Below are 21,210 nucleotides of genomic sequence, written 5' to 3' on the forward strand. Positions count from 1 at the left end.
CGTCCGGGAACGGGGTTGGCCTGAGGCAGGCCCTGGGGCGGTTCAGGCCGGGAAGACAGTGCATAACCGGGCCGGCGGGCACTCGTCCCACCGGCCCGGCGTCCTCCCGGTCAGGCGTCGACCTTCTCGTCCTCCAGCGACGCGCGGATCTGCTCCCGCAGCTCCGGGCTGTCGGTGTGTTCGTGGACGGAGACCGCGTGTTCCGTCGCGGCCCGCACCACTTCCTCCTCCTCACCGGCGATGGTGAGCGAGCAGTTCGTGACGCTCGGGTGCTTGCGGCAGTCAGCGATCTTCCTGGTCATGACGGCCTCCTCGGCTCGTACGGCATGCCGTCACACCCAGGATAGATCCGCACGAATCGGGCTTTCAGGAACCGGGCTTTCGGGCTTCACAGTCCGTCCAGGGGCGGGGTCGTCTCCGTGGGCGGCACCTGCCAGGGCTTGGCGATCACCACCCACACCGTGAACGCGACCACGGCCACGCACAGCACGAACACCACCAGCGCACGGAGCGCACGGCGCCGCCGCAGCATCCGGCCGCCCTGCTCGGCCGCCCGCTCCGCCAGATCGGCGGGGACCTGCGGATGCGGCACGTCCAGCATCCGCCGGACCTGGTCCTCCTTCTGGTCCTGACGGCTCATGGCCCCGCCCCCAGCAGCCGTATGGGCAGCCGCCGCGCCGTGGGCCTGCGGGTGCCGCGCATCGTGGCCACCGACCGGTTGCAGAGCGCCCGGATCCGGTCCACCGGAAGCCCCAGCAACGCGGCGGCCTGCTCCTCGGCGACCCCCTCGTACAGCCGTAGCACGAGAACCAGCCGCTCCCGCGGGGTCAGCGGATCCAACAGCCCGCCGCGCGGCCGATGGTGCCGCCACGCCTCATGGGCGAACCGGATGGCCAGCTCCTGCCGGGTGCGGTCGTACGGATCCTCACCGTGCAGCCCGTCCCAGGCCGAGTACGTGCGGGCCAGGGCGGCGGTCAGCAGCCGCTGCGCCCGTTCGTTCGCGCCGGGCGGCTGCGTGGGCTCGGCGGTGAGCAGGGTGGCGGTATGCAGCAGTCGGCCCGCGGCGCCCGCCACAAAGGCCTCGAACTCCCGGGCGCGCCGCCGTCGAAGTCCTGTCTGCCGCTCTCGCACACCCACATCGGAGCGCCGGGGAGGTCCCCGGGTCAAGAGGTCGTGCAGGCGTATTCCGGCCGTCAGCCGCCCGCAGGCTGCTGCTGCCGCGCAGCCAGCGCCGCGTTGAACCGGGTCAGCAGCGTGCAGAACGTCTCGCGCTCCTCCGCCGTCCATTCGCCTGTCACCTGTGACATCAGCTCCCGCCGCGACACACGCACCTCGTCCAGCCGCGCATGTCCGCGCGGCGACAGCTGAAGCACGACCGCGCGGCCGTCCTCCGGATGAGAGGTCCGCTTGACCAGACCGGTGTCGACGAGCGGCGCGACCTGACGGGTCACGGTCGAGGAGTCGATCCCCATGCCCGCGGCCAGCGCCTTGACGCCCATCGGGCCTTCCCGGTCCAGTCGGTTCAGCAGCAGATACGCCGCCCGGTCCATGGAGTTGCGGACCTGGCCGACACCGCCGAGGCGGGTCTGCTCGGCACGGCGGGCGAAGACGGCCACCTGGTGCTGCAGAACGTCGAGCAGGTGGTCGGGACCCGGGGATTCGGGGGTGGCGCCCCCGGAAGGAGACGCAGCAGTCGTCATGTCCTGAGGGGGCATGGCCGGGGGCTCTCTTCGTGCGGTGTTCGGATGGGTGGGGGACAGAGTACGCGGCCACGGGGCAACATGTACCAGCACTGCACAAACCTGCGAACAACGGCGCAGGACGGCCCCAGCACGGCGTCCGGCTCCGCGTCCAGCTGCGAGACTTGCGGTTATGAACTTCCGTACGTCACACCCGTTTCCCCCGGTGATCCTCGACGACGTCCGCGGCGCACGGAAGATGCTCTCCGGCGTGGCCCGGATGACCCCGATGGAGGGCAGCCGTCACCTGTCCGGGCTGGTCGGGGCGCCGGTCCACTTCAAGTGCGAGAACCTGCAGCGGACCGGCTCGTTCAAGTTGCGCGGCGCGTACGTGCGGATCGCCGGCCTCTCCCCGGTCGAGCGCGCGGCCGGGGTCGTCGCCGCAAGCGCCGGAAACCATGCGCAGGGTGTCGCACTCGCATCTGCGCTGCTCGGCGTACGCGCAACGGTCTTCATGCCGGTCGGGGCGCCGCTGCCGAAGGTCGCCGCGACCCGCGAGTACGGCGCCGAGGTCCGGCTGCACGGCCACGTCGTCGACGAGACCCTCGCCGCCGCCGAGGAGTACGCCCAGGAGACCGGCGCGGTCTTCATCCACCCCTTCGACCACCCGGACATCATCGCCGGACAGGGCACCGTGGGCCTGGAGATCCTCGAACAGTGCCCGGAGGTCCGCACCATCGTCGTCGGGATCGGCGGCGGCGGACTCGCCGCGGGCATCGCCGTGGCCGTGAAGGCGATCCGGCCCGACGTGCGGATCGTCGGAGTCCAGGCGGCGGGCGCCGCCTGCTACCCGCCGTCGCTCGCCGCCGGCTACCCGGTGGCGATCGGCTCGCTCCAGACGATGGCGGACGGCATCAAGGTGGGGCGCCCCGGCGACGTACCGTTCGGGCTCGTCCAGGAGCTGGTCGACGAGGTCCGTACGGTCTCCGAGGCCGAACTCTCCAGTGCGCTGCTGCTCTGCCTGGAGCGGGCGAAGCTGGTCGTCGAACCGGCGGGGGCGAGCCCGGTGGCGGCGCTGCTGAGCGACCCGGAGTCGTTCCGCGGTCCGGTCGTCGCCCTGCTGTCCGGCGGCAATGTCGACCCGCTGCTGATGCAACGCATCCTCACCCACGGCATGGTGACCGCGGGCCGCTATCTCAGCCTGCGGGTCCGGCTCACGGACCGTCCGGGGGCACTGGCCACGCTGCTCTCCGTGCTGACCGTCGCCGACGCCAACATCCTCGACATCGGCCATGTGCGGACCGATCCGCGGCTCGGACTCACCGAGGCGGAGGTCGACCTGCATCTGGAGACCAAGGGTCCCGAGCACTGCGAGGAGGTCACCGCGGAGCTGCGCGGGGCGGGCTACCTGGTGACGGACTGACACGCCGTCAGTTGGGCGTTCGCCGGGCGGGGAGAGGCGCACAAACCTAGGATCCGTCGAGGAAACCAACAAACGCTCTGGGGGAATCCCGTATGCCAGGCGCCATCTACGCCGAAGGTCTGGTGAAGACCTTCGGCGATGTACGAGCACTCGGCGGTGTTGATCTCGACGTGCCGGAGGGTACGGTCCTGGGCCTCCTCGGTCCCAACGGCGCAGGCAAGACGACTGCCGTGCGTGTCCTCACGACGCTGCTCAGACCCGACAGCGGCCGGGCCGTCGTGGCAGGCATCGACGTGCTGAAGAAACCCAACGAGGTACGCCGCTCGATCGGCCTCTCCGGCCAGTTCGCCGCGGTCGACGAGTATCTGACCGGCCGCGAGAACCTGCAGATGGTCGGTCAGCTCTACCAGATGAGCGGGCGCGACGCGAAGGCCCGCGCGGTGCAGCTGCTGGAGCGGTTCAACCTCGCCGATGCTGCCGACCGCCCCGCGAAGACGTACTCCGGCGGCATGCGCCGCCGCCTCGACCTGGCGGCGGCGCTCGTCGTCTCCCCGCCGGTGATGTTCATGGACGAGCCGACGACCGGACTCGACCCGCGCAACCGGCAGCAGCTGTGGGAGGTCATCGAGGAGCTCGTCGCAGGCGGCACGACGCTGCTGCTGACCACGCAGTATCTGGAGGAGGCCGACCGCCTGGCGCATGACATCTGCGTCATCGACCACGGCCTCGTCATCGCCCGCGGCACCTCCGACGAACTGAAAGCCAGGACCGGCGGCGAGCGCGTCGAGGTCGTCGTCCACCACCCCGACCAGATCGATCCGGCCCGCGCCGTCCTCGCCAACCTCGGCAAGGGCGAGGTCACCGTCGCCCAGCACACCCGCAAACTGACGGTCCCGGTCTCCGGCGGCGCCAAGCTGCTCGCCGAGATCATCCGTGATCTCGACACCCGCGGGGTCGAGATCGACGACATCGGACTGCGCCGCCCGACCCTCGACGACGTGTTCCTCTCGCTCACCGGCCATGTCGCCGAGGCGCCGGAGACCGACGAGAACGGGACGGTCCCGGGTCCCGCCACGCAGACCAGCAGGAAGGCCGGACAGGAGGTCAGGAAGTGACTGCCACGACTGCCACGACGGACACGCCGCACCTCGCGGCAACCCCCAGAGCGGGCGGCGGCATCGGCGGGTCGGTCCGCGACTCCCTCGTCGTCGCCAAGCGGAATCTGATCCGGATGACCCGGATCCCGAATCCTGTTCGCCAAGGTGGATTTCAGTTCAACTCGGCAGGAAGTCACGGTCTGCGCGTGAGCGCCGGGAAGGGCGGGGTGCAGTGAGCAGTACGACCGACTCCCTGGTCATAGCACGTCGCAACCTAATCCGTATGAGCCGGATTCCCGAGATGATCCTTTTTGGGGTTATCCAGCCTGTTATGTTCGTAGTCCTCTTCACGTACGTCTTCGGCGGGTCCATCAACGTTCCCGGTGCGCCCGCGGGCAGCGCGAGTGCCTACAAGGAATTCCTGATGGCGGGCATCTTCGCGCAGACGGTCACCTTCGCCACCGCCGGTGCCGGCGCCGGTATCGCGGACGACATGCACAAGGGCCTCATCGACCGGTTCCGCTCGTTGCCGATGGCGCGCGGTGCGGTGCTCACCGGCCGTACGCTCGCCGACCTCGTCCAGACAGCGGTGACGCTGGCGGTGCTGGCGGGCGTGGCCTTGATCGTCGGCTGGCGTACGCACGAGAACATCGGCAGCGTGCTGGCGGGTTTTGCCCTGCTCCTGCTGCTCGGCTACGCGTTCACCTGGATCGGCGCCCTCATCGGCCTGACCGTGCGGACGCCGGAGGCGGCGACCTCGGGTGGCCTGATCTGGCTGTTCCCGCTGACCTTCATCTCGATCGCGTTCGTCCCGGTCAACGGCATGCCGAGGTTCCTCCAGTACGTCGCCGAGTGGAACCCGTTCAGCGCCACGGTGGCTGCGGCCCGCGAGCTGTTCGGCAACACGATCGACGGGGTCCCGAAGTCAGTGACCGGCGCCTGGCCGATGGAACACCCGGTGTGGGCCGCGCTGATCTGGTCCGTGCTGATCATCGCGGTCTTCCGGACGCTGGCGGTCCGCAAGTACCGCCGAGTGGACGCCTGACCCACCCCTTGAAGGCGCAGGCGGAATCACGAGACCGCCGATTCCTCTTCGCTAAGTTGGATTTCGTTTCACTTGGCTAGCGCCAGGGGCAGACAGTGGGGGAGGCGTGAACTCCACCCACGCCACGCAAAGGGGCTCGCCGGGCTGAATCCGGCGAGCCCCTTCTCTCTGTGTCAGAGCGTCAGCAGAAGACCGCGTACTTCGACGATCCTTCCCAGGTGCTCTTCCCGTTGTACGTGGCGACAGCCCACGTCGTGACGGACGCGCAGGTCGGCTTGTTGATTCCCACCTTCACGGTGCCAGCGTTGATGGTTGCGCACTTGGACGCGAGGTTCACGTCCGGACCGTACGGGTACAGCGCGTTGAGATAAACGCAGAGCTTCGTACCCACGGGGTTCGGGCCGTTCAGATTCGCTTCGGCGTAGACCTTGCCGCCAGACAAGTAGGGGAGCTTGGCGGTACCCGACGCCTGCTCGCCAGCCTGAGCTGTGAACGCGCTGGCCAGAACGAGGAGCAACGCCGCAGATCCCGTCCCCAGCAACTTGATGCTTGCCTTCATCGCTTATCAGCTCCATACGCGGCCCTCCGCAACTCACGCCGAGTCGAGACGAGCCGCTTCGTGTGTGATTCACATCGAGGCGTTCGATCTCGCGCAGGCTAACGACACGTAATCAGACAGGTACACCGTGTTTTCAGACCCTTGTTCGGCTTGTTTGCTATTGCCAACAAGATGGAGGTCGGGTAACGGCCATGCGGGCAAGACTGTTCGCGCATCCTCTTCGGTCCCCGCCTCGCGCGAGGGCTTCTCCGTTTCCGCTGGTCAGCGCGCGGGCGACACGCCGTTATCGGCCCGACCATCGAATCGTGACCGATTCGTGCGCTTGACCATGGATTACCACGTCAACGGGCTTTTAGTCTTTTTGCTCCCAGGTGGAACCTGTCAGTAGGGGCAGTGAAAGCGGAGTCTCAGATACCGGATTTATCTCGGCTGTGATTACCTCGGGAGCGCGCAACAACTTGAAGCTTGTACAAAACATCGAGCAGGGAGTCCCCCGTGCCTGCAAACTGCCGACGAAAGCACCGACCCGTGACGGGTCGCGCTAGCACCACTGCCGGAGCCGCGTCCCTTGCGGTCGCAGTGTCGTGGATGGCTGTCGTCGGTATAAGAGGCCCCCATGTCGATCAGGTCGAGCGCCCAAGCATCTCCGCCGACGACACCGAGTCGCCGTTCGACGACAACGCGCTCAACGCCAACACGCAGGGCACCGCAAGGTCGGCCGAGACCGCTCCAGGGTCACGGGGCGAGATCGTGGACGCCGTCGAGCCTCCCCGGACCGACCAGGCAGCCACTCCCGCAGCCACGGAGGGGGACGCCCTCCAGGACCCGGCCACAGAGCAGGGCGGCAAGCACCGGAAGACGAAAAAGGTCGGCAAGCACAGGGCCACCCCGAAGCCGTCCGCGAAACAGTCCGCGAAGACGCCGCGGAAGGCCAGCAAGACCAAGCCGCGCGCCTCGGCGCCGCCCACGGTCACCGCGAAGAAGCAGTCCGGCACGAAGCCGTCCAGCGGGGCGACCGTGTACGTCGTGGGCGGTCCGGACATCGAGAAGCCCAAGGGCGACGGCAAGCGTGACAAGCATGGAGCCCTGGACCACCTCGACGACCTCCTGAACAACTTCCACATCTTCAGCAGGTTCGCCGCGCCCGACGATTACGACCCGCCCTTCGAGCGGTCCCAGGGTTACGACGCGTACGTGGAAGAGACTCCGACCGGGGACGATCCACAGCCTGTGGAAGAACCTCCCGTCGTGGACGAATCCCCGGCCCTCGAAGAGCCCACGCTCTTCCAGGCGTAGGCCGGACAGCAAAAGGGCTCGCCGAGATCCTCCAGGGGCGAGTGGAGACCGGGACCTACGTGGCCGGCGAGCTGATCCCCAGCACCGTGGCTCTCGCCGCCGAGTTTGATGTCTCGACGAGCACCATGCGGAAGGCCCTGGTCGCTCTCATCGAAGACGGCACGCTGTGGGCAGAGCCGGGCATGGGAACGTACGCCCGAGACGAAAAGCCCCCGAGCCAGCACGTCAGGGGCGTCCTCTCGTAACGTTCAGTGATGGCCCATGTCGACATATGTGGACCTCGGTGACTCTCCAACGATTACTGGTCGGCAGAGTTTGGAGGAATCTCCTATCCTCCATGTGAAATTCCTCACATAGGCTTCGATCACCGCTCAGTGAGGCTCTGGCCCTGCATCCCCGGGCGGTAGAAGATCGAGCGCAAGTCGCTGACCGCTTCGCCCTCCCCCTCCGCGGAAGGCCAGTGCCATGACGATGAACTCGAATCAGAAGCGCCTCGCTGCATACCTCTTCTGCCTGCTCCTCGCGATCATCGTCGGGGGCGTTGCGGCGCTTGTCGTCGCTCTGCTCGGCGCGCCCATGCTGGCCGTGGCCGGTGCGGGGGCAACCGGCTTCGTGGGTGTCATGGGTATCGGGTCGAAGGCCATCGGCCCGTTCGTCTTCACCGACGACAAGGCCCCCCCTGTCGAGCCGCAGAGGGAGCCTTCGTCGTAGCTCTGGCACCGGGCAGGCGCTGGCCGTAGAGCCTCGCCCAACCCCTCACCCAAGATCCTCCCAACTGAGCCTGGTTGGGGGGATTTTGGCGTGCTCTCTGGCGGTAAGTGCTACGCTCGCATGGCGGTTCGGACATCCACTCCGTCCCGCAAGCGGTAGTGGCATAGACGGCCCCTCCACCACCGCAACAACGCACACGGGCCCCCTGACTGCGAACAGGGGGGCTTTCGTAGCGAGAAACCGCATGTCGCAGGCCCGCAGTGAGGGGCCTGCCCGAGTACTGAGCATAGGGCTGGTGCGACAGGACTCGACCGACTCCCGTGGAGGAGTGCGTCCAGTGACGCACATCGCGACGGAGAGTCAGACGCCATCTGTCGTAACCGAAACAGGTGGCCGGTCGAGGCTGCCGCAGCGCTTGATCGGACCACCTTCAGTGGAAGGGGTGCCGTGAGCGCCAACAAGAAGAAGCTCGTCGCTGTCGCGCTCTGCGTCGTGACCGCCGCACTGGCCGGCTTCGTGTCAGGAGTCGGGCTCTCGATACTCGGCGCATCCAGGCTGGCAAGCGTGTCCGGCGGAGCCGGCGCTTTCCTGGCGATGGGCATGTTCGGGCTCTCGATCATCGGCTTGTTCGAGTTCAAGGACGAAGACACGAGAACGCCCCCGGCTCGAACTCAGCAGGGGGCGCCCACGCCTTGAACTACCGCACCGGGCAGGCGCCGGTCGTACAGTCCTCATCGGTGGAATCCTCGATCGACGTCACCTCGTACGTCTCGAACTCTTCCTCGGTGATGCGCTCGTACGGCGCCTGCTCCCTGGTGCCGTCGACCATGATCGTGGTGCCCTTCAGGTCGGGCAGCCACGCCTGGATCACCTTCATCGTCTCGTCCAGGTCCAGGCCCTCGGGGACGTTGGCCGTGAAGCTCACGGCGTTGTCCGCGTACTCGGTCTGGTACATGGCCTGGAAGGCGAGCATGTCGTTCAGGCTGATCTCGTCCGCCGACTCGACGATCTCCGTGGGGTAGCCCATGGGCCAAGGTGGAAGGCATCCTCTCGTCGACCCGGCAGTGGAAGGACGTGCGCGGCGGGTTCGAGGTGATGTTGGACAAGGTCCGCACCGACCAGAGCTGGAGGGTCTACAGCGGGGACGAGCGCATCGGTGGGAGGTCGTCCACCAGCCTGTACCGCAGCGCCTCACGATGGTGGGACACGGGCGAGTACGAGCTTGCACTGAAGGCGCTCACGCCCTACCAGGGAGTGCTGGCCCGGCCTCCGTACGTGCTGCCTCCGATGGAGGTGACCGGTGCGGTCGATGCGAGGTTCACGGCAGAACATGCAGGTCACGGGCGTGGGGACGGTAACACGGTGAGTTGCAACGGGGGCAGCATGAGTGGAGACGCTTCCCGGAGATGGTGATCTTCGGGCTGATCCAGCCGATCATGTTCGTGGTGCTGTTCAGCTACGTCTTCGGCGGCTCCATGATGATCGGCGGTTCCACCAGCCCCAGTGACTACCGCAACTTCCTGATGGCGGGCATCTTCGCGCAGACCGTGACCTTCGCCACCGCGGGCGCCGGTGCGGGCATCGCGGACGACATGCACAAGGGCCTCATCGACCGGTTCCGCTCGCTGCCGATGGCGCGCGGCGCGGTCCTCACCGGCCGCGCGCTCGTCGTCGCCGCGTCCAGACGACGCTCACTCTGGTCGTCCTCGCGGTCGTCGCCCTGCTGGTCGGCTGGCGCACCGACGAGAACGTCGGCAAGGTGCTCGGCGGCTTCGCGCTGCTGCTCCTGCTGGGGTACGCCTTCTCCTGGATCGGGGCGCTGATCGGTCTGTCGGTCCGCACCCCCGAGGCAGCCACGTCGGGCGGTCTCATCTGGCTCTTTCCGGTCACGTTCATCTCGAACGCCTTCGTGCCCACCGAGAACATGGCGAGCTGGCTCCAGCCGGTCGCCGAATGGAACCCGTTCAGCGCGACCGTCCAGGCCTGCCGCGAACTCTTCGGGAACCTGGGCGTCTCCCCGTCCGGTGCCTGGCCGATGCAGCATCCCGTCTGGGCCTCGCTGATCTGGTCCGTGCTGATCATCGTGGTCTTCCGCACCCTCGCGGTCCGCAAGTACCGTTCGGCGACCGCCTGAGGAACACCAGGAAGCCCCGGCCGTCGGCGGCCGGGGCTTCCTGGTGTTCTGCGGCGTCCGGAGGCCGGCTCAGCCCGAGTAGGGCTTCGCCGCGAGGATCTTCACCGAGGCCCGCTTGCCGTTCGGCAGCTCGTACTCGGCGTCCTCGCCCATCTTCTTGCCGTTCACGCCGGTACCGAGCGGAGACTGCGGAGAGTACGTCTCGATGTCCGCGCTCGCGTACTCGCGCGAGGCGAGCAGGAACGTCATGGTGTCGTCGGGGTCACCGTCGAACGCGATGGTGACGACCATGCCGGGCTCGACCACGCCGTCGTCGGCGGGGGACTCGCCGACCTTCGCATGCTCCAGGAGCTGGGTGAGCTGGCGCACCCGCAACTCCATCTTGCCCTGCTCCTCCTTGGCCGCGTGGTACCCGCCGTTCTCCCGGAGGTCACCCTCCTCACGGGCCGCCGCGATCTTGACGGCGATCTCCGTGCGCGCGGGACCAGACAGGTACTCCAGCTCGGCCTTGAGCTGGTTGTACGCCTCCTGCGTGAGCCAGGTGACGTTTTCGCTGGTCTGGGTCACAGGTGCTCCTAGTCGGTACTGGTATTCAAGCGTCGGTACTGGGAATACAAAGCATCGCCCTACCCAGAAGCATGTGCCTCCACGGGTGGGCGAAACCACGAGCCTAACAATTCCCCAGGAAAAGGGGGAGAAGGTAAACCGCTATGACCGCGTCGACGCGGGTCGACCGCGATCATCGCAGGTCAGGGCCGGTCCGTGCCGGTCAGTTCGACGACCCGCCGTCAACCGTGCAGCCCAGCAGCTCGACGCTGGTCGCCCGCGAGGTCGTACGCAACGAGACGATCCGGTCGATCCGGTCGGAACGGTCGTCGAAGCGGACGTCCTTCCGGGCCACGTCGCTGCCGTCCACCTGCTGGGAGCGGAGGGTGCAGTACCCCTTCGCGTCCCGGTCCTTACGCACCTCGAGGTGGACGTCGACCCGGTCGTCCGAAGCGATCCTGAACTTGATCACCTCGGCGCTGATGCCCTGGCCGGCCACGTAGTCGTAACCGATCCAGCCGACCACGCCGAGCAACGCCACGCCCAGCACCGAGCCGATGATCTTGAGCTTGCGGTCCGCGCGCTCGTCCGCGGAGCGCCCGTAGCGGCCCTCCGGAAGTGCTTCACGCGCCGCAGTCATGATCGTTCCTCCTGTGCCGGGGATCGAGGAATTTTCCGCCCCCCGGTTCGGTCACTATAGAAGCCTGCCACCCGCCATCCGACCGCCGCCCCACACCGACGTCCCTCCGGGACGGCGCCACTGGACGGCGGCCGAATCACTGAGGATCGAGTCTTGACTGAACAGCTTCGACTGATGGCCGTCCACGCCCACCCCGACGACGAGTCGAGCAAAGGGGCGGCCACCATGGCCAAGTATGTGTCCGAGGGGGTGGACGTGCTGGTGGTGACCTGCACGGGAGGCGAACGCGGCTCCATCCTCAACCCGAAGCTCCAGGGCGACGCGTACATCGAGGAGCACATCCACGAGGTACGGAAGAAGGAGATGGACGAGGCCCGGGAGATCCTGGGCGTCAAGCAGGAGTGGCTCGGCTTCGTCGACTCGGGGCTGCCCGAGGGCGACCCGCTGCCCCCGCTGCCCGAGGGCTGCTTCGCGCTGGAGGACGAGGAGAAGGCGGCAGGGCGTCTCGTCCGCTCCATCCGCGCGTTCCGGCCGCAGGTCATCACCACGTACGACGAGAACGGCGGCTACCCGCACCCCGACCACATCATGACCCACACGATCACGATGATCGCGTTCGAGGGCGCCACGGACACCGAGACGTTCCCCGAGGTCGAGTTCGGCCCCGCCTGGCAGCCGCAGAAGCTCTACTACAACCAGGGCTTCAACCGTCCGCGCACGGTGGCGCTGCACGAGGCGCTGCTCGCCCGCGGCCTGGAGTCGCCGTACGGCGAGTGGCTGGAGCGCTGGAAGGAGTTCGAGCGTGTCGAGCGGACGCTGACCACGCACGTTCCGTGTGCGGAGTTCTTCGAGACCCGGGACAAGGCGCTGATCGCGCACGCCACGCAGATCGATCCGGACGGCGGCTGGTTCCGGGTGCCGATGGACATCCAGCGGGAGGTCTGGCCGACCGAGGAGTACGAGCTGGCGAAGTCTCTCGTCGACACCTCCCTCCCCGAGAGCGACCTCTTCGCGGGCATCCGCGACAATGCCTGATATGTACGCGACCCAGGCACTGACCCACGTCGTTCCTCTCGCCGAGGAATTCGACAAGAACAAGGTGACACCCGGCGTCCTCGGCTTCCTCGTCTTCGCGGCGCTCGCGGTGGGCGTGTGGCTGCTGATGAAGTCCATGAACCGGCACATGGGCAAGGTGAACTTCGAGGAGGCGCCGGATCCGGATGCGGGGTCGGCCGGGGCCGACGTATCCGGGGCGGGGGCCGGGTCCGCGAAGTAGCGGGTTCCGGCGCAACCCGTTGGCGCCTTTGTCCTCAATCGCCGGACGGGCTCAAAAGAGGCCCGTCCGGCGAGGGTGCCGGGACTGCGGCTATGACCGTGCTTCCACTGCCACGCCCATGATTTCCCGGGCGTGGCGGGTCGGCGTCATGCCCAGGCGCCAGGCCTGCCAGCCGTCCTCCAGGTCGATCCCGCGGTTCAGGACCACGGTGAACGCCTCCGCGCAGTCCTCCAGCTTGCTGTCGCGGTTCGGGTGCCCGGCCCGGAGCAGGTCGGCGAGTTCCTGCTGGGCCACCACGGTGCCCACCTCCGTACCGCCCGCCGACGCGTACGGCAGAAGAGTGCAGCGCAGGAAGCGGGCCCAGTCGGCGCCCCGCGTGTCGCCGTACGAGTCGAACAGCTCCACCGCCTCGTCGCACAGCGCGAGCGCCGGGGCCGCCCGGTTGTTCCCCGCGTCGACCAGGGCCAGTTCCAGACACGTCCACGCCTCGCCGTGGGCGACACCGATGCGCCGGAAGTCGGCCCGGGCATCGACCAGGAGCTGGCGGGCGAAACCTGAGTTGCGCAGATTGCCGGTCCGGGCGGCCCGCTGGTCGCGGGTGACCCGGCCCGAGTGGTGCCGGGCACACGCCAGCCCGTAGACGTCCCGCATCCGCGAGAACATCGTGCGCGACCGCTCCAGCTCCCGCACCGCCCGGTCGGTGTCGCCCGCCGCCTCCAGCGCCTGGCCCAGGTAGTACAGCGTCCACGCCTCACCGCGCGCGTCCTCGTTGTCACGGTGGCGGGAGAGTGCCCGGCGCAACCCGTCGACCGCCGGGTCCGGATCGCCGTCGAGCAGCCGGGCGCGGGCCAGCTGGGTCAGCGCCCACGCCTCGCCGCGCTCGTCACGGGTGCGGCCGTACAGATCCAGGGCCGTACGCAGCGTCTCCTCGGCTCCGGGCACATCGCCCATCCGCAAGCGCACCTGGCCCAGCTGGAACTGCGTCCACGCCTCGCCATGCAGCGACTCGCCCTCCCGGTGCAGGGTCAGCGCCGTGTCGAGGAGGGTCAGGGCCTCCGCCAGGTTAGCCCGGTCGCGCTCGACGGCGGCCAGGGCGTGCAGCGACCACGCCCGGTCCTCGGCCTGTCCGTCGGAGGACTGCAGCGCGATCGCCTCGCGCAGCCGCGCCGACGCGTCGGTGAGGTTCCCCTGGTGGTGCAGGGTGATGCCGAGCGAGCAGAGCGCCAGCGCCGTGCCCGCGTCGTTCTGCGCCTCGCGGTAGAGACCGACGACCGAGGACAGTGTGGTGCGGGCCTTGTCCAGCTCGCCGAGCTGCCGGGCCGCGATGCCCGTACGCCACTGGACCGACTGTTCCAGCAGCCCCTTGTCGACGGCCTGCGTCAGCTCGCTGATCTCACCCAGGCGGTAGAGATCGCCGCGCAGCAGGCAGTAGTCGCACAGTGCGCCCAGCAGGTCCAGCACGGCCCCCTGGTCGACGCCCTCCGCATGCCGCAGCGCGGAGGTGATGAAGCTCGACTCGTCGTCCAGCCAGTGCAGCGCCGCGTCGAGCGAACCGAACCCGTGCGAACCGAACTGCCCCGCCCGGGTGGACATCTTCCCGTCCACCATCCGGATCACCGCACCGGCGAGCTCCGCATAGTTGTGGATCAGCCGCTCCTGCGCGGCGGTACGGTCCGCCGCCTCCTCCTCGTCGCGCAGCCGGACCAGGGCGAAACCGCGTACGAGATCGTGCAGCCGGTAGCGCGTACCCCGCACATGGTCGAGCAGCCCGGCCCGGGACAGCGCCGTCAGCAGTGACTGCGCCTCCCGTTCCTCGGCGGACAGCAGCGCCGCGGCCGCCGCCGCGCCCAGGCTGGCGCGCCCGGCCAGCGCGAGCCGGCGCAGCAGCCTCCGCGCCTGCTCGGACTGGTCGGTGTAGCGCAGCCACAGAGCCCGTTCGACGGGGGCGACGGGACCGTACGCGGCGAGTTCGGTGGCCAGCGCCGTGCGGGTACGCGGCCCGAGCGAGGAACCCACGACCCGCAGCGCCAGCGGCAGCCCACCGCACAGCTCGGCGATCGCGTCCGTCGACTGGGAGTCGTACGGCCCCTGCTCCTCCTCCTGCGCCGACACACGCAGCAGCTCCTCCGCACCCGCCGCGTCCAGCGGGCCCACGGGCAGCTGGTGCACCCACGCCGGAATGTCGCCAGGCAGGTCGAGAGGAGCGCGGGCGGTGACGAGAACCAGGCTGTCGGAGCGCTCCGGTATGAGCGTGCGGACCTGCTCCGGATCGCCGGCGTCGTCGAGGACGATCGTCACGGGCGTACCGGTCAGATGCTGGTGGTAGAGCTCGCTGAGTCGTCGCACCTGCTGCTCGGCGGAGGACCTTCCCCGAGATCCCGACCCCGCTCGATCAGGGGAGCCCCCGTCCCGGAACAGCAGCTGTTCACGCGGCGCGCCGAGCCGGTTCAGCAGGTGCAGCAGCGCGTCGCGGGTCGGCAGCGGGTTCTCGCCGGTGACGTCGGAACGCAGATCCACCACGCACGCGCCCCGGAACTGGTCCTTGAGCTCGTGCGCCGCCCGCACCGCGAGTGTCGTGCGCCCGGACCCGGGCGTGCCGTGCAGGACGACGACGGTGGGCTTGGTCTCCGTCGACGCGCGGGCCGCGTGCACCCACTGAGCGATCTGCGCCAGCTCGGCCCGGCGGCCGGCGAACGGGCCGTCGGGGGCGGGCAGATGCCCGAAGGACTGGTCGAGCAGCGCCCTCCTGCGCGCCTCCGCACTGCGGTCACCGCCGCGCAGCCGCGGCACGACGGCGGCGGCCTTCTTCTTCGGCGTACGGGACGACGCGGTCAGCATCCGCTGCTGGTCCAGGAACGGGCGGATGCCCCGTACCTCCAGCGCCGCGAGCCACTGCAGCCGCAGCTGCTCGGGCCCGCCGGGCTGGCCCGCCGCACCCGCGTGCCGGTGGGCGGCGGGCCAGTGCGAGGCGGTCACCTTGACGACGGTGGCCGCGGCGCCCGCGACAGCGACGACGGCGCCCGCGCCGAGCGCCGGCCCCACCGCCGTACCGAACGCGAGATCGGCGCCGAACGCCGCGGCTGCGGCAACTCCCGTGACCAGCAGTGGAGTTCCCATCGCGGCCTTGCTGAACTGGTGCGACAAGGGTTTCTGCCCGGCCTCCATCGCATCGAGCGCCTGCGTGTACGCGGCGTACTCCTCGGCCGCGCCCGCCGCCAGCGAGTCGAGCGCCGCCCGCCCGCGCGCAGTGAGCGCACCGGCGTCGGCCCTGCCCCCCGAACGGCGCACTTCCTCCTCCACGGCGCGTACCAACAGCCGTTCGGCTTCGGCCCGGTGGCTGTCACGCATGTCCGTCCCCCTCCGAGAGCTCTGTCCGGGACAAGTGTCCTGCGTGGGGCGGCTGAGCGCGAGAGAGCATGAGGGGCAAGTGGCAGGACCCGAACAGCCGTTGCGCTCAGCCGGCGAGCCCGGCTACCTGGTGGGGCGAAGCGGTCCGCCCGCGCGCAGGGCTGTGTCATCGTCGCCAGGTATACCGACAATGGGCGTAATGCGTCCAAGCCGGGGTGTGTGCGACCAGCGTTCGACAGGCTGCTCCTGGACCTCAGGCGAGGGGCGGATGGCGGCGGTACGCCACTGGGAGCGTCGTCTGTGTGGCAGACGATCGCCTCTACCGGCGCGTGGAGGACTTCGCACGGTTCGTCGAGGCTCTGACGTGCCACCCGGGGCGCATACATGTGGACCAGAGCGGAGTCCGTGATCCCTATACCAAGGAGGGGCTGCTGCAGGCTGTGCTGTCGCTCGAAGCGGCTACTGCAGAGACCGAGAGACGACGCCATCGAGAGGCTTCTCTTTCCCGACGGAGGGCGCGGGCCCGTGCGACTGCCGGAGTCGATTCGCGAGCGCTGGATGTCGGGTGCCACGGACCTCGGTGAGCGGCGCAAGGTGATTGCCTCGGCCTTCGAGTGCTTCGTGATCCGGCCGGGGGTGAAGGGAAACCAGGCCTGGGACTACTCACGTGTGACGCCGGTCTGGAAGTGGGCGGACCGAGTGGCGGCATCCGATGCTGCGGCTTGAGGGCCGGGTCATGGGATGGAGCGGGTCTATTCAGGCAGGATGGAGGTATGCCGAACCGCCTGGCCCATGAGACGTCTCCGTACCTCCTTCAGCACGCCGACAATCCGGTCGACTGGTGGCCTTGGTCGCCCGAGGCCTTTGAGGAGGCCCGGGAGCGGGGTGTTCCGGTGCTGTTGAGCGTCGGCTACTCGAGTTGTCACTGGTGCCATGTTTTCGCGGTCGAGAGCTTCGAGGACGAAGCGACCGCGGCATACATGAACGCGCACTTCGTCCCGGTGAAGGTCGACCGCGAGGAGCGGCCCGACGTCGACGCCGTCTACATGGAGGCGGTGCAGGCGGCGACCGGCCAGGGCGGCTGGCCGATGACCGTCTTCCTGACCGCCGACGGCGAACCCTTCTACTTCGGCACGTACTTCCCGCCCGCGCCCCGTCACGGTATGCCGTCCTTCCGGCAGATCCTCGAAGGTGTCGTAGCCGCCTGGACCGAACGCCCGGACGAGGTCGCCGAGGTCGCCGGGCGCATCGTGCACGACCTGGCAGGCCGCTCGCTGGCGCACGGCGGGGAGGGGCTGCCCGGCGAGCAGGAGCTCTCGCAGGCGCTGCTCGGGCTGACCAGGGATTACGACGAGAAGTACGCGGGCTTCGGCGGCGCCCCGAAGTTCCCGCCGTCCATGACGATCGAGTTCCTGCTGCGCCACCACGCCCGCACCGGCGCCGAGGGCGCCCTCCAGATGGCGGCCGACACCTGTGAGGCGATGGCCAGGGGCGGGATGTACGACCAGCTCGCCGGCGGCTTCGCCCGCTACTCGGTGGACCGGGAATGGGTCGTACCGCACTTCGAGAAGATGCTCTATGACAATGCGCTGCTCTGCCGGGTGTACGCCCATCTGTGGCGGGCGACGGGTTCCGGCCTGGCGCGCCGGGTCGCGTTGGAGACCGCCGACTTCATCGTGGGCGAACTGCGGACGGCGGAGGGCGGGTTCGCCTCGGCGCTCGACGCGGACAGCGAGGACGGCGACGGACAGCACGTCGAGGGCGCGTTCTACGTGTGGACGCCCGCGCAACTGCGCGAGGCGCTGGGAGAGCAGGACGGCACGTTCGCCGCGGAGTACTTCGGGGTAACCGAGGCGGGCACCTTCGAGGAGGGCAAGTCCGTGCTCCAACTGCCGCGCACCGACGACGCGGTGGACCCGGACCGGGCCGCCGATGTGCGGGCCCGGCTGCTCGCGGCGCGCGAGGAGCGGGCGCGTCCCGGACGGGACGACAAGGTGGTGGCGGCCTGGAACGGTCTGGCGATCGCCGCGCTCGCCGAAACCGGGGCGTATTTCGACCGGCCCGACCTGATCGAACGCGCCACGGAGGCGGCGGACCTGCTGGTCCGGGTCCACATGGGCGAGAATGCCCGGCTGTCCCGGACGTCCAGGGACGGCCGGGCGGGTGACAACGCCGGGGTCCTGGAGGACTACGGCGATGTCGCGGAGGGCTTCCTCGCGCTGGCCGCCGTCACCGCCGAGGGTGTCTGGCTGGAGTTCGCCGGCTTCCTGCTCGACATCGTGCTGCAGCACTTCACCGGCGAGGGCGGGCAGCTGTACGACACGGCGGACGACGCCGAACAGCTGATCCGCCGCCCACAGGACCCCACCGACAGCGCGACTCCGGCGGGCTGGACGGCGGCGGCCGGAGCACTGCTCTCGTACGCCGCGCACACCGGATCCGAGGCCCATCGGGCTGCCGCGGAAGGCGCGCTCGGGGTGGTGAAGGCGCTCGGGCCACGGGTTCCGCGGTTCATCGGGTGGGGTCTCGCGGTTGCCGAGGCGCTGCTCGACGGCCCGCGCGAGGTGGCGGTCGCCGGGCCGGTCGGCGGCGCACTGCACCGTACGGCACTGCTGGGACGGGCACCGGGCGCGGTGGTCGCGGCGGGCGAGACCGGTGGTGCGGAGTTTCCGCTGCTGGTGGACCGGCCGATGGTGGGCGGGGCTCCGACGGCGTACGTCTGCCGGCATTTTGTGTGCGACGCGCCGACCACGGACGCGGAGGAGCTGGCGCGGAAGCTCGGGGGGTGACCGGGGACGCCCGGGGCGTGCCCGGCCGGCGCTCCGTCTGCGGACTGCACCCATGGCCTGGGGAGTGTGTGGCGCACCCTTGGTGCCCCCGAGGCGTCAGAGCGTCAGGCCGCCCTCGAGCGTGTCCATGGCCCGGTTGATCATGGCGATCAGGTCGCCCTTCTGGTCGTGCTCGCCCCAGTACAACGTCACCTCGCGCAGCGCCCCCAGCACTGCGGCGGTGAACACCCGGACCTCCAGGTCGTCCGCGCCGCGGCCGCTTCGGTCGGCGAGCACCTGGGCCAGGATCTTCGCCGTGTCCGACATGGTCTCCGACATCCGCGCCCGGATCGCGGGGACCTCCACCATCAGCCGGGTGCGTTGGCACAGTTCCTCCTCCTCGGTGGCGAGGAATGCCGTCAGCGCCTCTGTCATGACGAACCGCAGCGACTCCAGTGGCGGCTCGTCCGCGGGACGGTTCCGCAACTCCGCTTCCATGAGGGGGCCGTACTCGTCGGTGAGGACGATGTCCTCCTTGGCGGCGAAGTAACGGAACACCGTGCTCGGCGACACCTCCGCCGCCTCCGCGATCTGCTCGATCGTCGTCGCGTCGTACCCCTGCTCGGCGATCAGCCGGTACGTCGCCCGGCGGATCGCCATCCGGGTCTTGAGCTTCTTGCGCTCGCGCAGCCCCAGCTGGGGCTGCGTCCCGGGGGCGGAAACGGAAGGAGTACGAGAGGTGGCGGCCATGGTCGCCATTGTCAGGCATCGACGGGCGCCGGGGCCACGTCCGTCCGCTCCTGCGACGGGGTGGGGAGGTTCGTCAGGAACGTCCCGACCAGCAGCGCCGACCCCAGGGCCGTGACAGCGATGACGAGCAGCACCACGCTCATGCCGTGGAGGTACGCCGCGTCCGCGGAGTCGGCCAGCCGCTGCGCGCCGAGCTTCGCCGCGACGACATGGGCGGCGACGAGCGAGTCCCCGGCCGTGTCCGCGGCGGCGGCAGGCACGCCGGTGGTGTCGAGCCGGCCGCTGTACGCACCGGCGAGCAGGCTGCCCAGCAGCGCGATCCCGAGAGTGCTGCCCGTCTGCCGCACGGTCATCAGCAGCCCCGATCCGCTGCCCGCACGGTCCGCGGGCAGGGCGGCCAGCGCGGCGTCCATCGCGGGGACGACGGCGAAGCCGAAGCCGACCCCGGCGACGGAGAGCCGCAGCGCCGTGAAGCCGTAACCGCTGTCGGCCGTCGTACGGCTGCCCAGGAGCGCGGCGAAGGCGAGTACGACCAGGCCCGCCGTCATCGTGGCGCGTGCTCCGAACCGCTGGGTGACGGGGGCGCCCGTCTTCGCGGCGACGATCAGCCCGCCCATCATCGGCAGCATCCGCACCCCCGTACCGAGGGCGTCGTGGCCCAGGACCGCCTGGAGATAGCCGGGCAGGATGAACATCAGCCCCGACATCACGAACATCACCAGCGTCGCGGCGAGCGCGCTCAGCAGGAACGGCCGCTGCCGCAGCAGGGACATGTCGAGCATCGGGCGCCTGGCGCCGCGTTCCCGTACGACGAGCGCGGCGATCAGCACGACACCGGCCGAACCGGTCGCCGAGCAGTCCCGCCGGGAGCATCAGTGCGGCGAAGACAACGATGTATGCATCGGCCATCCACTGCTGTTCGCCGAGGGTTGCGCCGAGCTGTTCGGCCATGGTCGGCAGCGCCACGTTGAGGATCGTCATGTCGAATCCGAGCACGAGCAGACTCGCGACCAGCGCGCCCAGGGCCCACCAGCGTCGATTCATGGCCCACTCCTTCGAGAGTTAAAGTCAAGTGACGGTTACTCTCAAAAGATTGTGGGCGTCAATATGACGGGCGGGTGGCGGTGCCCCGGCATGCAGAAGGGCCGCGGCTCGGAAGCCGCGGCCCTGGAAGGGTGGGGAGGGGGGGTCGCTCAGGCGTGGTTGTACGCCACCAGCGAGATGCCGACGTAATGCACGGTGAAGGCGGCCAGGGTCAGCGAGTGGAAGACCTCATGGAAGCCGAACCACCGCGGTGACGGGTTGGGCCGCTTGATCCCGTAGATGACGCCGCCCGCGCTGTAGAGCAGGCCGCCGACGACGACCAGGACCAGGACCGCGATCCCGCCGGTGCGCATGAAATCGGGCAGGAAGAAGACCGCCGCCCATCCCATCGCCAGGTAGCAGGGGGTGTACAGCCAGCGGGGGGCGCCGACCCAGAACACCCGGAAAGCGATGCCGGCCGCCGCTGCCGCCCAGACCGCCCACAGCAGCGGGCGCCCGGTCGACTCCGGGAGCAGCAGCAGGGTCAGCGGCGTGTACGTGCCCGCGATGATCAGGAAGATGTTGGCGTGGTCCAGCCGGCGCAGCACCGCCTCGCCGCGCGGACCCCATGTGCCGCGGTGGTAGACCGCGCTCACGCCGAAGAGCAGGCATGCGGTCGCGATGTAGATGCCGCAGGCGATCCGGCCGCGGATGCTGTCCGTGAGCGCAATCAGAACAATCCCCGCGATCAGCACCGCGGGGAACATTCCGGCATGCAGCCAGCCGCGCATGCGCGGTTTCACCGGGCCCGGCGCCGCCTCGGCCGGGCCTGGCTCGGCTGGTTCGACCTCGGCTGGTTCGGGCGCGGCGGCAGCAGTCATGACCGCATGCTACCTACGGCACCGTAGGTTGCGA

General features: G+C 69.3%; 22 protein-coding genes and 2 pseudogenes. 12 read left to right on the top strand and 12 right to left on the bottom strand.

The genetic code is table 11. From position 1 onward, the window contains the following. Positions 1 to 110: 110 nt before the first annotated feature. The 4 genes from ACGFSA_RS05625 to ACGFSA_RS05640 form a co-directional block, all read right to left on the bottom strand. Positions 111 to 302, bottom strand: coding sequence for a DUF1059 domain-containing protein (locus ACGFSA_RS05625; RefSeq protein ID WP_393300078.1), 192 nt, complete (start codon positions 300 to 302; stop codon positions 111 to 113). A gap of 86 nt (positions 303 to 388) precedes the next feature. Beyond that, on the bottom strand, positions 389 to 640 hold the full coding sequence (locus ACGFSA_RS05630) for a hypothetical protein (RefSeq protein ID WP_393300081.1): 252 nt from the start codon (positions 638 to 640) through the stop codon (positions 389 to 391). Continuing rightward, entirely contained in the window at positions 637 to 1,131 is a 495-nt protein-coding gene (locus tag ACGFSA_RS05635; protein WP_393300084.1) for a sigma factor-like helix-turn-helix DNA-binding protein, read from the bottom strand. Before ACGFSA_RS05635 ends, ACGFSA_RS05630 begins: the two co-directional genes overlap by 4 nt. 62 nt (positions 1,132 to 1,193) lie before the next feature. Beyond that, positions 1,194 to 1,715, bottom strand: a complete 522-nt coding sequence (locus ACGFSA_RS05640; RefSeq protein ID WP_393300087.1) for a MarR family winged helix-turn-helix transcriptional regulator — start codon at positions 1,713 to 1,715, stop codon at positions 1,194 to 1,196. A gap of 157 nt (positions 1,716 to 1,872) precedes the next feature. Between ACGFSA_RS05640 and ilvA the strand changes: the two genes are divergently transcribed. From ilvA to ACGFSA_RS05660, 4 genes are all read left to right on the top strand, one after another. Further along, positions 1,873 to 3,102: a threonine ammonia-lyase gene (ilvA, locus tag ACGFSA_RS05645; protein ID WP_393300090.1), complete on the top strand. Its 1,230-nt coding sequence runs from the start codon at positions 1,873 to 1,875 to the stop codon at positions 3,100 to 3,102. Positions 3,103 to 3,194: 92 nt separating this feature from the next. Next, a complete protein-coding gene (locus tag ACGFSA_RS05650; protein WP_393300093.1) occupies positions 3,195 to 4,217 on the top strand; it encodes an ATP-binding cassette domain-containing protein in 1,023 nt (340 codons plus the stop codon). Then, positions 4,214 to 4,435 (top strand): hypothetical protein, encoded by a 222-nt coding sequence (locus tag ACGFSA_RS05655; protein WP_393300096.1) that lies wholly within the window; start codon positions 4,214 to 4,216, stop codon positions 4,433 to 4,435. The genes ACGFSA_RS05650 and ACGFSA_RS05655 overlap by 4 nt, the downstream gene beginning before the upstream one ends. Then, on the top strand, positions 4,432 to 5,244 hold the full coding sequence (locus ACGFSA_RS05660) for an ABC transporter permease (RefSeq protein WP_393300099.1): 813 nt from the start codon (positions 4,432 to 4,434) through the stop codon (positions 5,242 to 5,244). The genes ACGFSA_RS05655 and ACGFSA_RS05660 overlap by 4 nt, the downstream gene beginning before the upstream one ends. Before the next feature lie 181 nt (positions 5,245 to 5,425). On the opposite strand, the gene ACGFSA_RS05665 is transcribed toward ACGFSA_RS05660, so the two are convergent. Further along, positions 5,426 to 5,803 (bottom strand): hypothetical protein, encoded by a 378-nt coding sequence (locus tag ACGFSA_RS05665; RefSeq protein WP_393300102.1) that lies wholly within the window; start codon positions 5,801 to 5,803, stop codon positions 5,426 to 5,428. Positions 5,804 to 6,391: 588 nt separating this feature from the next. Between ACGFSA_RS05665 and ACGFSA_RS05670 the strand changes: the two genes are divergently transcribed. From ACGFSA_RS05670 to ACGFSA_RS05685, 4 genes are all read left to right on the top strand, one after another. Continuing rightward, positions 6,392 to 7,099, top strand: coding sequence for a hypothetical protein (locus ACGFSA_RS05670; protein ID WP_393300105.1), 708 nt, complete (start codon positions 6,392 to 6,394; stop codon positions 7,097 to 7,099). Next, positions 7,060 to 7,344, top strand: coding sequence for a GntR family transcriptional regulator (locus ACGFSA_RS05675; RefSeq protein WP_393300298.1), 285 nt, complete (start codon positions 7,060 to 7,062; stop codon positions 7,342 to 7,344). The genes ACGFSA_RS05670 and ACGFSA_RS05675 overlap by 40 nt, the downstream gene beginning before the upstream one ends. A gap of 220 nt (positions 7,345 to 7,564) precedes the next feature. Next, positions 7,565 to 7,810, top strand: coding sequence for a hypothetical protein (locus tag ACGFSA_RS05680; protein WP_393300108.1), 246 nt, complete (start codon positions 7,565 to 7,567; stop codon positions 7,808 to 7,810). Positions 7,811 to 8,257: 447 nt separating this feature from the next. After that, positions 8,258 to 8,506, top strand: a complete 249-nt coding sequence (locus tag ACGFSA_RS05685) for a hypothetical protein (protein WP_393300111.1) — start codon at positions 8,258 to 8,260, stop codon at positions 8,504 to 8,506. Between the two features lies 1 nt (position 8,507). Here ACGFSA_RS05685 and ACGFSA_RS05690 read toward each other — a convergent pair whose 3' ends face one another. Beyond that, positions 8,508 to 8,837: a hypothetical protein gene (locus tag ACGFSA_RS05690; RefSeq protein ID WP_393300114.1), complete on the bottom strand. Its 330-nt coding sequence runs from the start codon at positions 8,835 to 8,837 to the stop codon at positions 8,508 to 8,510. A gap of 379 nt (positions 8,838 to 9,216) precedes the next feature. On the opposite strand from ACGFSA_RS05690, the pseudogene ACGFSA_RS05695 reads away from it, so the two are divergent. Next, a pseudogene (locus ACGFSA_RS05695) lies at positions 9,217 to 9,944 on the top strand (ABC transporter permease). A gap of 69 nt (positions 9,945 to 10,013) precedes the next feature. On the opposite strand, the gene greA reads toward ACGFSA_RS05695, so the two are convergent. Both greA and ACGFSA_RS05705 read right to left on the bottom strand, forming a co-directional pair. Next, positions 10,014 to 10,511 carry a transcription elongation factor GreA gene (gene greA / locus ACGFSA_RS05700; protein WP_376664001.1) on the bottom strand — a complete coding sequence of 166 codons (498 nt, stop codon included), beginning with the start codon at positions 10,509 to 10,511 and terminating at the stop codon, positions 10,014 to 10,016. Positions 10,512 to 10,713: 202 nt separating this feature from the next. Beyond that, complete coding sequence (locus ACGFSA_RS05705) at positions 10,714 to 11,130, bottom strand: DUF4307 domain-containing protein (RefSeq protein ID WP_393300118.1); 417 nt, start codon at positions 11,128 to 11,130, stop codon at positions 10,714 to 10,716. A 153-nt stretch (positions 11,131 to 11,283) separates the two neighbouring features. Between ACGFSA_RS05705 and mca the strand changes: the two genes are divergently transcribed. Together mca and ACGFSA_RS05715 are read left to right on the top strand one after the other, a co-directional pair. Beyond that, a complete protein-coding gene (gene mca, locus ACGFSA_RS05710; RefSeq protein ID WP_393300121.1) occupies positions 11,284 to 12,165 on the top strand; it encodes a mycothiol conjugate amidase Mca in 882 nt (293 codons plus the stop codon). 1 nt (position 12,166) lies between these two features. After that, positions 12,167 to 12,406, top strand: a complete 240-nt coding sequence (locus tag ACGFSA_RS05715) for a hypothetical protein (protein WP_345515210.1) — start codon at positions 12,167 to 12,169, stop codon at positions 12,404 to 12,406. A gap of 90 nt (positions 12,407 to 12,496) precedes the next feature. Here ACGFSA_RS05715 and ACGFSA_RS05720 read toward each other — a convergent pair whose 3' ends face one another. Next, positions 12,497 to 15,754 carry a tetratricopeptide repeat protein gene (locus ACGFSA_RS05720; RefSeq protein WP_393300124.1) on the bottom strand — a complete coding sequence of 1,086 codons (3,258 nt, stop codon included), beginning with the start codon at positions 15,752 to 15,754 and terminating at the stop codon, positions 12,497 to 12,499. Positions 15,755 to 16,527: 773 nt separating this feature from the next. On the opposite strand from ACGFSA_RS05720, the gene ACGFSA_RS05725 reads away from it, so the two are divergent. Then, on the top strand, positions 16,528 to 18,543 hold the full coding sequence (locus tag ACGFSA_RS05725; RefSeq protein WP_393300127.1) for a thioredoxin domain-containing protein: 2,016 nt from the start codon (positions 16,528 to 16,530) through the stop codon (positions 18,541 to 18,543). A gap of 96 nt (positions 18,544 to 18,639) precedes the next feature. On the opposite strand, the gene ACGFSA_RS05730 is transcribed toward ACGFSA_RS05725, so the two are convergent. From ACGFSA_RS05730 to ACGFSA_RS05740, 3 genes and pseudogenes are all read right to left on the bottom strand, one after another. Further along, on the bottom strand, positions 18,640 to 19,272 hold the full coding sequence (locus tag ACGFSA_RS05730; RefSeq protein WP_393300130.1) for a TetR/AcrR family transcriptional regulator: 633 nt from the start codon (positions 19,270 to 19,272) through the stop codon (positions 18,640 to 18,642). 11 nt (positions 19,273 to 19,283) lie between these two features. Continuing rightward, positions 19,284 to 20,316 (bottom strand): annotated as a pseudogene (locus tag ACGFSA_RS05735) (MFS transporter). A gap of 149 nt (positions 20,317 to 20,465) precedes the next feature. Further along, complete coding sequence (locus ACGFSA_RS05740; RefSeq protein WP_393300132.1) at positions 20,466 to 21,176, bottom strand: hemolysin III family protein; 711 nt, start codon at positions 21,174 to 21,176, stop codon at positions 20,466 to 20,468. Positions 21,177 to 21,210 lie beyond the last annotated feature (34 nt).

Origin of the sequence: Streptomyces sp. NPDC048496, from assembly GCF_043200055.1 — a bacterium.
Lineage (GTDB): Bacteria > Actinomycetota > Actinomycetes > Streptomycetales > Streptomycetaceae > Streptomyces.